The organism is Stenotrophomonas sp. SMYL20 (genome assembly GCF_036320045.1).
Classification (GTDB): Bacteria; Pseudomonadota; Gammaproteobacteria; order Xanthomonadales; family Xanthomonadaceae; genus Stenotrophomonas; species Stenotrophomonas maltophilia_A.
Genome location: NZ_JAWIRT010000010.1, coordinates 13,416 through 27,485, shown reverse-complemented (window position 1 = coordinate 27,485; position 14,070 = coordinate 13,416). Strand labels below are relative to the sequence as shown.

Below are 14,070 nucleotides of genomic sequence, written 5' to 3'. Positions count from 1 at the left end.
CGTGCCCGAGCCGCCAGTTGCAACGCCGTGGAATGCGCCCTGCTGCTACGGTGACAGCTCAGAAGTCCGTTCACATTCCTTGATCCATACTCCACGGCACGACGCCGCATGCAGCGGCAAGGCCCGGAGGTTGCGATGAACACCGCACGCTTGTTCGCCATTGCTTTGACCACGGCTGCCGCGCTGGCCGCGGCACCCGCCTTCGCCGATCCGCCGCACCATGCGCGCGGCAACGGGCCACCGCCGCACGCCGGTGGCCCGCACAATCGTGATGCGCCGCCGCCAGGCTGGCAGAAGAAGGCCTGGCGTCGCGGCGAGCGCCTGCCATGGGCGGAAGTGGACCGCCGCTACTGGGTGGACGACTACGCGCGCTATCACCTGCGCGAGCCGGGCCGCGACCGGCGCTGGGTGCGCCAGTCCGATAACGAGTACCTGTTGGTGGAGATCGCCACCGGCTTGATCATCGACGCGCTGCATCGTTGAATGAGGGGATGCGCCGGGGCACCGATGTGACGAAACGTCCCGGCAGCATCCCCTTGTCCCCGGAAGCTGCAGATGCAGACATCAAGAGCACCACTCGCCCTCCTCGCGCTTCTGCTGTCCGCCTCGCCAAGCCATGCCGGCAACAACAGTCCAGCCCACAGTCCAGCTGATGAAAAAGCCATCGAACAGGTGGTCGAATCGTTCCGCACCTCGCTGATCAACAAGGACAAGCCGACCTACATGAGCCTGTTCTTCTCGGACAAGGCGGAAGACATCGGCTGGCAGTTTGTCTCCGAGGATGTGCGCCTGCAGGACATCCGCAAGGCCAAGCCCGATGCGATCAAGGCACGGCAGATTCCCGCCAACAACTTCATCGCGCTGATCGACGGCGTCGTTGCGTCGCCGAAACCGAAGGAGGAGACATTCTCCAACACGAAGATCGAAACGGATGGCGATGTGGCCTCGGTGTCGTTTGACTACAGCTTCCACGACGATGGAGTGAAGACCAACTGGGGCAAGGAAATGTGGCAGCTGATCCGTACCGAACAGGGCTGGAAGATCTTCTCGGTGATCTATTCGATCCACGATTTACGCAGCCCGGCCGAATGAGTGATCTGTCAGACTGGTGCCCACCGTTCGTCCATGCCAGCCAGACCCGATGACCCGGATTGCCGACCTCAGCGCCGACCAGCTCGCCCACCACGCGCTCAACATCTTCATCGCCCAGGGCCGCCATGTGGAAGGCGCCCGCGTGATCTACCGTGCGCTGCAACTGGACCCGCATCATCCCGCTGCACTGCGCTGCCTGAGCGATTTCCTGGCCCACCAGGGCACCGAGCCGTTCGCAGCGGCCACGCTGGAGCACGCCTTGTCCGGCGCCGTTCCACTGAATGACGATGCGCGCCGGATGCTGGATGACCTGCGCTTCCTCGACATCTGGTCCTGGGGATTCTCCCGGCACGTCTCCGGCGAAACCAATCTCAGCGGCGAAGCCTTCCAGCAGCGCGAGGACTTCATCTTCGATGGCCCGGCCTATGCGGCCTTCCTCAACACGGTCACCGAGCCGGCCGGTTCGCTGCAGGGTGCCTTCCAGGCGGCCGTCCGCATCTGCGGGCTGATGTCCGGACTGCTGCGCCATGCGGAGAAGGACAATCCGGCATTCGATGATGTGCTGCGATCCTCCGCCTTCGTCGAGACCGAGGCGTACCCGGCATGGCTGGCCTCGCCGACCGACGATCTGGATGCCCTCGACCAGGCCATCCAGGCGCAGCGCCAGGCCGGCTGAAGGAAAATCCAACGGGCGTCCGACGCTTTCCCGACGCCCGCCTGCACATCCTGTCGTGAGATCACTTCATGGCAGGACCGGCATGCAGCCACCCTCCCCCAAGGACAGCGGCAAGTACCCGCATGGCAAGACCGGCCTTCGCCGCATCTTCTACACGCTGATCCATTCGCGCGACGGCTTCATCGCCACCTTCCGTGGCGAAGCGGCCTTCCGGCAGCTGTTGCTGCTGCATGCGCTGCTGATCGCCACCGCGTTCCTGCTGGACATCAGCCGAGTCGAACGCGCCGTGGTGCTGGCGGTCTGCTTCATCAGCCTGCTGGTGGAGCTGCTGAACTCGGCCATCGAAGCGGTGGTCGACCGCATCTCGCTTGACCACCACCCACTGTCCAAGAACGCCAAGGACATGGGCAGCGCCGCCCAGACCACCGCACTGCTGATGGTCGGCACGGTGTGGGGCATGATCCTGCTGGGTTAGCTCGCGCCCGACCCACCATGCATGGCCCGGCGCCACAACGCCGCAGCCGCTAGCGCCAATGCGAGATGGCGAGCTTGGTCAACATGGTTGCGGCGATGGCCCAACCGAAGCTGAGCATGGTACCGATGATCACATATTCGGTGTGTGCCCGCGCCTGCCGGTCGGCGAAGCGCAGCACCGATTTGGCGGCCAGCATCAACCCCACGCCCTCCGGCTGGCCCAGCAGCAGGAACATGAAGATCAAGCCTCTTTCCAGCCGCCCGATATAGCGCCCTGCGGTCTGCATGCCCTTGTGATCGTCGCTCTGCACGGCTGCGGTCGTAGGCGCCGATTCGGCGCTTCCCATCTTGAGTCCTGCCGTGAACGGCGCAAGCAGCTTCTCCACCAGGACGCCGCCGACGTTGACCACCAGGATCAAGCCGCTCGCGATCGACATGCCCTGATACATCAACAGTTGGACCTGGGTCGGGATCATCCCGTACCAGCCATCGCGGGCAACGTGAGGGAACATCAACGCGATCAACACGATGAAGGCGATATGCACCAACTGGTCAATGACGAATGCGTGCACGCCATCGGGGAGCCAATGCACCTTGATCCAGTCCATCACCGCATGGCTGAAACCGATGATGAGATAGACCCATGGGTTGATTGAACCGGTCAGCGCGGCGATGACGAGCAGCACCACTGCTACGTGCAGCAGCAGGCCATGCAGTTCCTGCTTGCGCGCGATCATCTTCGTGGTCTGCAGCACGAAATCGGCGACAAGGTGAGCGGTCAACAGTACGAGCAGCGTTTCAAGCATGTCCTTTCTGCCTGTGAGTCCTTCCTGTGGCTCGCGTCGCGATAGCCAAGTCGCCGCGAAAAGCAACGAAATTTAGTTGCTTAAGCCAAAGCAACGCTATTTAGTTGCTTTTCCAGAACCGTGAACGCTCCCGTACGGCTGCATCAGTGCACGTTCAGCCGCGGTGATCAGCGCCAGCAAGGCAAAGACGCCAGCATCGTGATAGACCCGGTTCACCGATTGTCGGTGCCGGTTCAACGCATTGGCAGCTTCCAACTGCGAGGGGGCATCGGGGATCAGAAACAACGACGCCACCTCAGCCTGACTGCGTGTCCAGCGCGCGACAATAACATCGCAGGCAGACACCACTGCCGGTAACCAGTACAGATCCTCCCGTTGTACTGGCAGGGCTACGTCCATGTCCTGCGTGCGCCCCATGGATTCAAGCAACCGACCGGACAGCACGAATGCCTCACCCAGCGAACGCGACACCGCCTTCCGGTCCAATGCCTCTACCGTACCCAGTCCAATCGCGATCCGCGTGCGCGCCCGCGACTCCGACGCGGCAAGCTTGGCCTTGATCCAGGTCGCCAACCTCAGGAAACCGTGCGGCTGGGTGACCGCCAGCTGCCAGGCGTCGCCCCGGTAGAACTCGGGGCCGACAATGCCCGGCAAAGGCCACTCCATGGCCTGGGCCACGGCAACGGAAATCACTTCACGGACGTCATCAATGGTGGCCGCGTCCATCTCCGTGGACTTGACCAGGTCGCCGGTAAGCACGGCAATCAGATCAGACGATGTATCGGGCATGTTCATACCTTGGGCTGCACAGGCTGTACCTCACAGGACATCTGCGGCTGGGCAGCGCCGGCCACATCTGTGCCGGGCCCGCTCAACGCCATTCTACCGTCGTAGCGGTTGATCACCGCCTGCAGCCTGCCCGCGCCAGCGACCGGCGGAAAATCCAGCCGATACACGTTTGCCTCCACCTCCAGCCTGCCCGCGCGCGCGCTCGGACGGTTGACCCAGACCACCGACGCCTGGCCGGAGTCCAGGATCAACACCATCGGCGCCTGGGGCGTGGCGCTTGTGCTGCTGCAGGACAGCTGGATCACCCGCGGCGGCGTCAGATCGAGCGCCGACAGCTTGCATCCACCGAGTGCGGTCGTCGCCACCAGGACCGATACGAGTGATGGCCGGAGCAGAATCTTGATCGTGGTCATCGCCCGATCGTAACCCGACAATCGATCCTATGACCCGGCGCATCGTGCAGGAACCTGCCGGGTCCGCTTGCACACCCACGTGCCTTACTTCGTCAGGGCGAAATCCAGGCCTGCGCACACCGCCGCCACCTGGGCGTCGTTGCATTCCTGCGGGTTGGTGCGCGGGCTGTCCGGGTAGACCTCGGTGGTGGTGGCAAAGCGCGCGTCGGTGAAGCCGGCGCAGGCGCCGATCGAACGCGACTCACCCCAGACCACGCCTGGCGACTGCAGCGGCAGGCCGACCAGGTTGCCTTCGGCGTCTGCCGGGGCGATGTGGGTGATGGGCGCCACTGCGGCGATCAGGGCCTTCTGGAACTCGGCCTGCGGATCTTCACTGTTGCCGATCACGTAGAAGCCATCCGGAATGGTGTCGCGCTCGAACGGCTTGCCGTCGCGGGCGCAGCGCGCCGGATCGAACTCGTGCAGGTCGCTGTCAGTGGTCTCGTGCAGGTCCAGGTGCACCAGCAGGTTCGGCTTGCGCTCGGCCACCCAGCGTATCAGCGCGGCGGCTTCCTCGATCTGGCCACCGTCACGGAAGCTGCGGTTCGGGTCGATCGCATCCGGGTTCCAGCGCTGGATGCGCTCGTAGCCCCACGGGCTGACGCACGGCGCCACGATCAGGTTCAGCCGGCCCAGGTAACGCTCGGCCTGCTGTTCCAGGAACTGCAGCGCGCCGTGCACGCCGCTGGTCTCGTAGCCATGCACGCCACCGGTGATCAGCGCGGTCGGCAGCGCCGGGTTCCAGTCGTGGTTGACCACGGCGAACAGCGGGTAATGGTCCGGTGCATAGTCCAGCTGACCGTACTGGATCACATCGAAGCTGTCGTCCAGGCGTTCAAGGGCGGCCACCACGTCGTCGTGGTAGCTGCGCTGACGCTGCTGGCGCGCCCGCCACTGTGCGCGTTCCGCGTCGCCCCAGGGCTGTCCGGGGGTGCCGATCGGGTAGAACTGCGCAACAGTCATTGGGTACTCCAAGGGTCGAACGGGATGGGTGCAGCCGGTCATTCTAAGCCTTGTCGCGCCTGCGGGTCCCCTCCCCCCGCCCCGCCTTCATCCAGGCCGGGTCATCTGGTTGTAAAATCAACGGTTTTTGGCCCCTCACCCCTTGATGGCGAAAGCAGCGCAGCCGGTCCTGGGTGGACCGGAATTCCTCCGCCTGCTCGCCCGTCTCAGCGACGGCGCGATGCCGGCCAGCAGTCCCGCCCTGACCGATCGCCTCGGCCAATGGGTGGACTGGAGCCGTGCCGTGGCCCTGTCCGGGGCGCTCGGCGGACGCCTGCCCGAGCCGGGTGAGGCCACCGAAGCGGCCGGGGATGTGCTGGACGACTGCGCCCAGGCCCATGCCAGCCTGCTGGCCTCGATCAGTGAGGATGCCGAGGCCGAGCGCCTGCTGGACCTGGCCGAAGCCGCCGCCGCACCCAACTTCGCCTCGCTGCGCCAGCGCTATCGGGTGCTGCAGCAGGCCATCCAGACCGCCACCGGGCGCCTGCGGGGCCGCCTGCGCGATCAGCTGGTGCAGGTCTCACCCGAGCTGGCACGGCTGGCCGAGGTCGATGCGGTGATGGAACAGACCCTCACCCCGCGCGAGCACAGCCTGCTGGCCACTGCGCCGGCGGTGCTCGGCGCCCGTTTTGAACGCGTGCACGGCCAGCCCGGCTGGCGCGCGGCCTTCCGCCATGACATGCGCATCCTGCTGCTTGCCGAGCTGCAGCTGCGCTTCCACCCGATCGAAGGGCTGCAAGACGCCCTGCGCTCCCACTGACCGGAACACCATGTCCAGAACTGCTTTCCATGTCGTTGTTTTCCTTGTCGGCCTGCTGGCCGTGTGCTGGATCGGCATTGGCTACGTTTCGGTGCATCCGCTGGGTGCAGCGGTGGCGGCGATCATCGCGGCCTGCTACATCGCCGGTGGCGTGGAGCTGTACCGCTACCGCCAGGCCAGCAACGGCCTGCGCAGCGCGCTGAGCGATCTCTCCAGCGCGAAGGAAAGCCTTGCCCCCTGGCTGGAGCGCGTGCCGGTGGGCCTGCGCAACGCCGTGCGCCTGCGCGTGGAAGGCGAGCGCACCGCCCTGCCCGCGCCGGTACTGACTCCGTACCTGGTTGGCCTGCTGGTGCTGCTGGGCATGCTCGGCACCCTGCTGGGCATGATGGACACGCTGCGTGGCACCGGCCTGGCCCTGCAGAGCGCGACCGACATGGCCGCCATCCGCGGCTCGCTTGCCTCGCCGGTGCAGGGTCTGGCGGTGGCCTTCGGCACTTCGATCGCCGGTGTGGCCAGCTCGGCCATGCTCGGCCTGCTGGCAGCGCTGCTGCGCCGCGACCGCCTGCAGGCCGTGCAGCAGCTGGACCGCGCCATTGCCGGCGACCTGCACCCATACTCGCAGGCCTGGCAGCGCGCCGAATCGCTGCGCCTGCTGCAGGCGCAGTCCGCCGCACTGCCGGCGCTGGTCGACCGCCTGCAGGCGATGACCAACAGCTTCGAACAGCACAGTGCGGCCGCCAATGAGCGCCTGCTGGCCGGCCAGGCCGAGTTCCTGACCCAGAGCCAGGCGCTGCAGGAACGCCTGGCGGTCTCGCTGCAGCAGTCGCTGCGCGAAGGTGCCGAGGCCAGCGCCGCCGCCATCGGTGGCGCGCTGCAGCCGATGGCCGAGACCACCCTGGCCGGACTGGCCCACCATGGTGAGGCGCTGCATGCCCGTGTCGAACAGGCGGTGCAGCAGCAGTTGTCTGGCCTGAGCGAAGGCTTCGAGCGCAGCCGCGCCGCCACCGAAGCCAGCTGGGCCAAGGCGTTGAGTGAACAGAGCCAGACACAGCAGGCACTGGTCAGTGATCTGCGTCAGCACCTGCAGGCCTTCAGCGATGGCCAGGGCACGCAGGCCGAAGCACTGGTGACACGCATCGGCGAGCGCCTGCAGGCCGATGCCAGCGGCAATGCCGAGACCTGGCGCGCCGCCGCCGAACAGCAGCAGGCGTTGAATACCGCGCTGGTCGAACGCCAGCAGCAGGCATTGCTGGCCACCAGCGAGCATCTGGACGCGCGTGCGCAGGCGCTGCTGCAGGCACTGGAACAGCATCACAGCGCCAGCCAGGCGCTGCTGCAGAATCATGAAGAGCAGCGCTCGCAGCAGTGGCAGGCCGCTCAAGCCGCCGCCGCCACCGCGCACGCCGAACTGCAGGCCCGCCTGGACAGCCGCGAGCAGCAGCGCCAGGCACGCTGGGATGCGGTCAGCGCCGAACTGCAGCAGGCCCACGCCGCGCTGCAGGCCCAGCTGCAGGCCGGCGACGAACAGCGCCTGCAGCGTTGGAGCGATGCCCTGCAGCACGTTTCCACGGAGCTGGCCGAACGCCTGCAGGCCAACGGCGAACGCCTGGCCGCGCAGCAGCAGCAGGTCTGCGACACGTTGGCCGAGACCGCACAGCAGATCGGCGAGAACGGTCGCGCCCAGGCCAGTGCCACGCTGGCGGAAGTGTCCACCCTGCTGCAGACCGCGGCCGCTGCACCGAAGGCCGCCGCCGACGTCATCAACGAGCTGCGCAGCACGCTCTCCGAGAGCCTGGTGCGCGACAACGCGATGCTGGAAGAACGCGGCCGGCTGCTGGCCACCGTGCAGACCCTGCTCGATGCGATCAACCATGCCTCGCACGAACAGCGCACCGCCGTGGACGCGCTGGTCGGTGGTTCGGCCGAGCTGCTGGAACGCGTCGGCAACCGCTTCACCGACCATATCGCCGCCGAGACCGGCAAGCTGGATGGCATTGCCGCAGCGCTCAGCGGCAGCGCCGGCGACGTCGGCCAGCTGGCTGGCGCCTTCGGCGATGCGGTTGAGCAGTTCGGCAGCGCCTCCACCGAGTTGTCCGGCCGCCTGGAACAGATCGGCGGCGCACTGGATGCCTCGCTGGCCCGCAGCGACGAGCAGCTGGCCTACTACGTGGCGCAGGCACGCGAGGTGGTCGACCTCAGCCTGCTGTCGCAGAAGCAGGTGATGGAAGAACTGCAGCAGCTGGCGACGCGCCGCGGCAAGGCCGGCAGCGCATGAGCGACGAGCTGGAGGTCGACGGCGGTTCGCACGCCCCGATCTGGGCCGCCTTTGGCGACCTGATGTCGGTGCTGCTGGGCGCGTTCGTGCTGATACTGGTCGGTGTGGTCGCCGTGCAGCTGGAGCTGTCGCAGCGGCTGGACCAGGAAGTGAAGCAGCGCCAGGCCGAAGCCAAGCGACTGCAGACGCTGGAACAGGCGCTGGCCGGCCCGCTGGCCGCCGGTCGCGTGACCCTGGTCGATGGACGCATCGGCATCAGTGGCAGCGTGCTGTTCGCGCTGAACTCCGACCAGCTGCAGCCGGAAGGCCAGGAGCTGCTGCGCAGCCTGGCCGCACCGCTGGCCGCCTACCTGGGCAGCCGCGAAGAAATCCTGATGGTCAGCGGCTTCACCGATGACGCGCCGGTGCGCGAAGGCAACCGCCGTTTCGCCGACAACTGGGAGTTGTCGGCGCAGCGGTCGCTGACCGTGACCCGCACCCTGATCGCCGATGGCGTACCGGCCGACGCGGTGTTCGCCGCCGCGTTCGGCAGCGAGCAGCCGGTCAGCTCCAATGCCAGCGAAGACGGCCGCGCGCGCAACCGGCGCGTGGAAATCGCGCCGATTGCCAAGCCCAAGGCCGCGGATGCCAAGTAAGCCGCCCGCACTGGATGGCCTGCGCGCACTGGTGCGCGACCTCGATGCGGGGTCGCGTTCGCTGCCGCATTACCCGCAGGTGCCGATGCTGCAGCAGGTGCAGCGCGAGTGGTCGGAACTGCGCAGCGAACTGCAGGTGCGCCGTTCGCTGCGCACCGAGGCCCCGGCCGACGGCGGCCCGCTGAACTCGGCGGTGCTGGTGCAACGCATGCTGGATACGATGCAGGCGACCAGCCCTGGCTACCTGCGGCATTTCATCGACTACGTGGACACCCTGTCGTGGCTGCAGGCGCTGCAGGATGGTGCCGCCAGCGGCGGCGACACCGCGAAGCCGAAGCGCACGCGCAAGCCGCGCAACGCGGGTTGACCGCGCATTGACGCCAACCTCGTTCGGCGCCCCTGGATACGACAATCCTGTTCCGCGCTCCTGGTAGATGCCAACCTTGGTTGGCGCTCCACCAACGATGCCGCGCATGCCAACCAAGGTTGGCATCTACCAATGCACGCGTCGGCATGCACGCGTGTAGCGGTGTCACCAGACAGTCATCTGTCTAGCGCACCATTTTCACGTTGATCCACGGCGCCTGCAGCGCCACCGGTCGCATCGCTTGTCTCCCCTTTTGAACTCCATGAGCTCCGCGCCCGTGCGGTGGCTCGTGCCTGCCTGAGTGTCCGTAACATGACGAAGACTTTGTTGGCCGCTGCGCTGTCGATCGCGCTCGCTCCCGCGGCCTGGGCGCAGGATGCTGCCCCGACCTCCACTGGCACGTCCGCCACCGATCTCGATGCGGTTTCGGTGATCGGCAGCGGTGAAGCGCGCCAGGTGCAGCGCATCACCCGCGAGAACCTCGACATCCTGCCGCCGGGCACCAGCCTGCAGAAGACGCTCAATCTACTGCCTGGCGTCAACGCGCAGTCGGCCGATGCGCTGGGCACCAACGAGCAGTCGATGACACTGAGCCTGCGCGGCTTCAACTCCACCCGTCTCGGTTACACGCTCGACGGCGTGCCGCTGGGCGACGGCGCGTACAACAACTACAACGGCCTGACCATCAACCGTGCGCTGATCAGCGAGAACATGGCCGGCGCGGAACTGGCGGTGGGCATCGGCAGCCTCGGCACGCCGTCCACCAGCAACCTCGGCGGCACCATCTCGTATACCTCTGACCGCCCAGCCCAGGAGTTGGGTGGCCGCGTGGTGCAGACCTTCGGCAGCGATGCCAACCGCCGCACCTTCGTGCGCGTGGACAGCGGCGAGTACAACGGCTTCTCCGGCTACGTTTCCGGCATGAATGCCGTCTCCGATCTGTGGAACGACCAGACCGCCTACAACAAATCCACCACCAAGCAGTTCAACGCCAAGGGCGTGTGGAACTTTGGCCGCGGCCAGATCACCGGTTTTGTCGATACCTCGCGCACCACCCAGGCCGACTACTTCTACCTGTCCAAGGACGAGATGTCGCGCGGCCTGGGCTGGGACTGGGGCGGCTACGCGCCGGACTGGAACAAGGCGGTGGCCAAGGCCTACTGCAACACCGCCAGCTTCAATGCGAAGAAGTGCGACAGCAGCGGCCCGGACAAGGACGCCGATGGTGCCTTCACCGCCGGGCAGATCCTGCGCGACGACAACCTGTACTACCTGGCCGGTGATTTCTTCCTGGCCGATGGCTTCAGCCTGCGCGCCCTGGCCTACCACCACGATGACCGTGGCGAAGGCCACAACTGGAACAGCGGCGCGTGGTCGAACAAAGGCACCGCGCAGGAGATTCCGATCATCTTCCGCAACACCATCTATACCATCGACCGCGACGGCGGCACGCTGTCCTTCGACTGGGAGCTGGGCGCGCACCGCATCGAAGGCGGCGTCTGGTACGAGCGCAACACCAGCAGCGCCGAGCGCTACCAGACTGCCGTGGACGGCCCGCGTGACCTGAGCGGCATGAATACCCTGCCCTCCGATGTGGCCGTGTTCGCCCAGCGCACCCGCTGGAAGACCCACCAGTTCTTCCTGAAGGACACCTGGCGCCTGCTCGATGATCGCCTGACCCTGGAGTTCGGCGCCAAGAGCCCACACGCCACCTCCGATGCACAGGCACTGCCGGGCGACGCGAAGACGCCGATCTCGCCGACCTCGAACAACCAGTTCGCCACCGGTTCGTTGAAGGCCAGCAAGAATTTCCTGCCCAGCATCGGCGCCAACTTCCGCCTGAACGAGCACCACGAACTCTTCGCCAGCTATGCCGAGAACATCGCCATGTTCCAGGGCGGCTTCAAGCTCGGTCCGCAAGCGGTCAGCCAGGCCACCTGGAACGCGCAGGGCAACCTGAAGCCGGAGGAGTCGCGCTCACTCGAAGCCGGCTACCGCTTCGTCACCGATACCCTGCAGGCCTCGATCGCGGCCTACAGCGTGCGCTTCGACAACCGCCTGCTGCAGTACAACCCCTGTGACTCGCGCCAGCCGGTCGGCCCGACCTGCGGAAACCGCTTCTACAACGTGGGCGGCGTCGACAGCCGCGGTGCCGAGCTGACCGTGCTGTGGACCCCGAACGAGCATTTCAGCTGGTACACCTCGGCCTCGCTGAACCGTTCGACCTATGCCTCCAATTACGTACAGGCCGGTGTCGAGCAGCAGATCAAGGGCAAGATCCAGACCGACACGCCCAAGCAGCTGCTGGCCACCGAGATCACCTGGCGCGACAACGGCTGGTTCGCCAGCCTGCGTGGCAAGTACACCGGCGAGCGCTTCTACACCTACACCAACGACCAGGGCTTCGGTGGCTTCACCGTATTCGATCTGGCCGGTGGCTATGACTTCGGGCAGGTCGGCTTCGCCAAGGGCATGCGCCTGTCGTTCAACGTGACCAACCTGACCAACAAGCGCTACGCCAGCAACCTGGATTCGAGCGTGTTCGCACCCAGCGACCCGGCCGGCAAGCTGTATGTGTTCCATGCCTCGGCACCGCGCCAGGTGTTCGGTACGATCGACCTTCGCTTCTGATTGACCGCCCGGAGTCCACCGATGTTCGCGACCGCCCTGCTGCTGGCCACGCTCTCCGCCAGCGGATACTCCGCTCCGCACGAGGCCGCTGGCGCACCGCCACGCACCCTGCAGTTGGGCGGTCGTACCTACGTGGATAAAGGCCTGGTCGCCGCCGGGCGGCTGCCGGCGGGCACGGTGGACTTCCTCGGCGACACGCTGGGCTCGTTCTCGTCGCTGGCGGTACAGCCTGGCACCTGGAAGCGCACCGCCAGCGGCTACGAAGGCGTGCTCTGGACCCTGCCCGACCGCGGCCGCAACGACCCCGAGGCCGGCCTGTTCTACGACTACGCCGGCCGCGTGGAGCGCATGCAGCTGCGCATCGACATTGCCCCAGGCAAGCCCGGTGCGCTCGGCGCGCTGACGATGGTGCCCGACAAGGGCGTGGTACTGAAGGATTTCAAAGGGCAGCCGTTCACCGGTGCTGACCCGGGTGAGCACACGATCACCCAGCGCGATGTGGTGCTGCCCTCGCCGGCCAGCGGCGCAGGCGCGGGCAAGGTCTCGCTGGATGCGGAGTCGCTGCAGTTCACCGCCGATGGCCACTTCTACATCGGCGACGAGTACACCGCCAACGTCTACTACTTCGATGCACAGGGCCAGCTGCAGGGCGTGATCGTGGCGCCGCCGGCGATCCGTCCGCAGCGCGATGGCAAGCCCGCCTTCGGTTCGCTGGCGGCGCCGCAGACTGGGCGCCGCAACAACCAGGGCGTGGAAGGCATGGGCCTGTCCCCCGACGGTACCCGCCTGTTCGTAGCCCTTCAGAGCGCGACGCTGCAGGACAGCGCAAAAGGCAACGCGGCCGGGCGCATCAACACCCGCGTGCTGGTCTACGACGTGACGGCCTCGCCGACGCCGCAGCAACCGATCGGCCATTACGTGATGGCCCTGCCCGCCTATGCACACGACGGCAAGGGCAAGCTGGACCGTACCGCCGCGCAGAGCGAGCTGCGTGCACTGGATGCCCACCGCTTCCTGCTGCTGGCCCGCGATGGCAACGGTCTGGGCAAGGACGGCGATGACCCGATCGTCTACAAGTCGGTGCTGCTGGTGGATGTGGCCGATGCCAGCAACCTGGCAGGAAGCAACTATGAGTCCGGTACGGCCTCGGTGCTGGCCGACCCGGCGGGCACCGTGTTGAAGGACGGCATCGTGCCCGCACGCAGCGACGAACTGCTGAACCTGCTCGACCGCCGGCAGCTGGCGCGTGCCGGCCTTGACCTGAACACCAAGCGCGGCCCGCATGCCGGACTACTCTCGGAAAAGTGGGAAGCCATGGACGTGCTGCCTGCCTTGGACCCGCAGCATCCCAACGACGTGCTGTTGCTGATCGGCAACGACAACGACTTCATCGCCCGCCACTGCCGCATGCAGGGCCAATCCTGCGACAGCCCGTACGACAACGACAACCGTGTACTGGTCTACCGCCTGACGCAGCCCTGACTGCAACGTGTATTGCCGCAACCGTCTCGCTCGAAAGCCTGGTAGTGCCGGCCGCTGGCCGGCATCACGCCCAGACCGACCACGCATGTGGGTACTCGCCAATCTGCCCGGCAAGATCAGCGCGCACCGGATTCCCCAGGATATACAGGGCTTGCCGCGCCAGCGACTCCTCAGCCCTCACTGCATGATCGAAGTAGCCAGGCTGCCATACCGTACTTCGACGGCCAGCCAGGCGATTCAAGGCAAGCGCGCTCGACGACTTCATTCGGCGCGCAATGCCTGAAAGGGGACCTCCGCGCAGCTCGAACATCCAGTGGACGTGATCCGGCATGACGACCCATGCGAGTGACTGCACCAGCCCCCGACGTTCGATGTAATGGAACTGGTCGATTACACATGCCACTGCAGCTTCGCTTTCAAAGAGCCGGCGGCTCTGATGTGTCGTCGTTGTCAGAACGTAGACCTGACCGACAATGGAACGCCGGCCCAGGCGGAGGCGGTGGCTGCTCATACCCCATGGTGGAGCGATCATTGGGCGTTGAACGTCAGGCCATGCCTCGATGAATGTTCGGAGATGTCTGAAGTTGAATGAGGTTGCCGGCCAGCGGCCGGCACTACCGGGGGCCATG

Annotated in this window: 15 protein-coding genes; 10 read left to right on the top strand and 5 right to left on the bottom strand. The window is 66.2% G+C overall.

Features of this window, described 5'->3' with window-relative positions; all coding sequences use genetic code 11:
- Nucleotides 1-135 precede the first annotated feature (135 nt).
- From V3B48_RS09310 to V3B48_RS09295, 4 genes are all read left to right on the top strand, one after another.
- Nucleotides 136-483 carry an RcnB family protein gene (locus V3B48_RS09310; RefSeq protein WP_032129966.1) on the top strand — a complete coding sequence of 116 codons (348 nt, stop codon included), beginning with the start codon at nt 136-138 and terminating at the stop codon, nt 481-483.
- A 72-nt stretch (nt 484-555) separates the two neighbouring features.
- Entirely contained in the window at nt 556-1,092 is a 537-nt protein-coding gene (locus V3B48_RS09305; RefSeq protein WP_329893593.1) for a nuclear transport factor 2 family protein, read from the top strand.
- A 49-nt stretch (nt 1,093-1,141) separates the two neighbouring features.
- Nucleotides 1,142-1,768 (top strand): hypothetical protein, encoded by a 627-nt coding sequence (locus tag V3B48_RS09300; protein WP_032129971.1) that lies wholly within the window; start codon nt 1,142-1,144, stop codon nt 1,766-1,768.
- 82 nt (nt 1,769-1,850) lie between these two features.
- On the top strand, nt 1,851-2,243 hold the full coding sequence (locus V3B48_RS09295) for a diacylglycerol kinase (RefSeq protein WP_279912307.1): 393 nt from the start codon (nt 1,851-1,853) through the stop codon (nt 2,241-2,243).
- 49 nt (nt 2,244-2,292) lie between these two features.
- Here V3B48_RS09295 and V3B48_RS09290 read toward each other — a convergent pair whose 3' ends face one another.
- The 4 genes from V3B48_RS09290 to V3B48_RS09275 all read right to left on the bottom strand — a co-directional run bounded on the left by V3B48_RS09290 (nt 2,293) and on the right by V3B48_RS09275 (nt 5,252).
- Nucleotides 2,293-3,048 carry a DUF3307 domain-containing protein gene (locus V3B48_RS09290; RefSeq protein WP_121503475.1) on the bottom strand — a complete coding sequence of 252 codons (756 nt, stop codon included), beginning with the start codon at nt 3,046-3,048 and terminating at the stop codon, nt 2,293-2,295.
- A gap of 96 nt (nt 3,049-3,144) precedes the next feature.
- The gene (locus tag V3B48_RS09285; protein WP_152907374.1) at nt 3,145-3,843 is read right to left on the bottom strand and encodes a hypothetical protein; all 699 of its coding nucleotides are present in this window, start codon (nt 3,841-3,843) and stop codon (nt 3,145-3,147) included.
- On the bottom strand, nt 3,840-4,250 hold the full coding sequence (locus tag V3B48_RS09280) for a hypothetical protein (RefSeq protein ID WP_285303413.1): 411 nt from the start codon (nt 4,248-4,250) through the stop codon (nt 3,840-3,842). The genes V3B48_RS09285 and V3B48_RS09280 overlap by 4 nt, the downstream gene beginning before the upstream one ends.
- 84 nt (nt 4,251-4,334) lie before the next feature.
- Nucleotides 4,335-5,252 carry a M14 family metallocarboxypeptidase gene (locus tag V3B48_RS09275; protein ID WP_329893592.1) on the bottom strand — a complete coding sequence of 306 codons (918 nt, stop codon included), beginning with the start codon at nt 5,250-5,252 and terminating at the stop codon, nt 4,335-4,337.
- Nucleotides 5,253-5,397: 145 nt separating this feature from the next.
- Between V3B48_RS09275 and V3B48_RS09270 the strand changes: the two genes are divergently transcribed.
- The 6 genes from V3B48_RS09270 (at nt 5,398) to V3B48_RS09245 (ending at nt 13,441) form a co-directional block, all read left to right on the top strand.
- Nucleotides 5,398-6,051 (top strand): DUF3348 family protein, encoded by a 654-nt coding sequence (locus tag V3B48_RS09270; protein ID WP_329893591.1) that lies wholly within the window; start codon nt 5,398-5,400, stop codon nt 6,049-6,051.
- A 10-nt stretch (nt 6,052-6,061) separates the two neighbouring features.
- A complete protein-coding gene (locus V3B48_RS09265; RefSeq protein WP_329893590.1) occupies nt 6,062-8,326 on the top strand; it encodes a DUF802 domain-containing protein in 2,265 nt (754 codons plus the stop codon).
- Nucleotides 8,323-8,961 (top strand): OmpA family protein, encoded by a 639-nt coding sequence (locus tag V3B48_RS09260; protein WP_329893589.1) that lies wholly within the window; start codon nt 8,323-8,325, stop codon nt 8,959-8,961. Before V3B48_RS09265 ends, V3B48_RS09260 begins: the two co-directional genes overlap by 4 nt.
- Nucleotides 8,879-9,328, top strand: a complete 450-nt coding sequence (locus V3B48_RS09255) for a DUF2894 domain-containing protein (protein WP_329893588.1) — start codon at nt 8,879-8,881, stop codon at nt 9,326-9,328. The genes V3B48_RS09260 and V3B48_RS09255 overlap by 83 nt, the downstream gene beginning before the upstream one ends.
- A gap of 312 nt (nt 9,329-9,640) precedes the next feature.
- A complete protein-coding gene (locus V3B48_RS09250) occupies nt 9,641-11,959 on the top strand; it encodes a TonB-dependent receptor (protein ID WP_329893587.1) in 2,319 nt (772 codons plus the stop codon).
- A 21-nt stretch (nt 11,960-11,980) separates the two neighbouring features.
- Entirely contained in the window at nt 11,981-13,441 is a 1,461-nt protein-coding gene (locus V3B48_RS09245; RefSeq protein WP_329893586.1) for an esterase-like activity of phytase family protein, read from the top strand.
- A gap of 64 nt (nt 13,442-13,505) precedes the next feature.
- Here V3B48_RS09245 and V3B48_RS09240 read toward each other — a convergent pair whose 3' ends face one another.
- Nucleotides 13,506-13,952 (bottom strand): transposase, encoded by a 447-nt coding sequence (locus V3B48_RS09240; RefSeq protein WP_329893585.1) that lies wholly within the window; start codon nt 13,950-13,952, stop codon nt 13,506-13,508.
- Between the last annotated feature and the right edge of the window lie 118 nt (nt 13,953-14,070).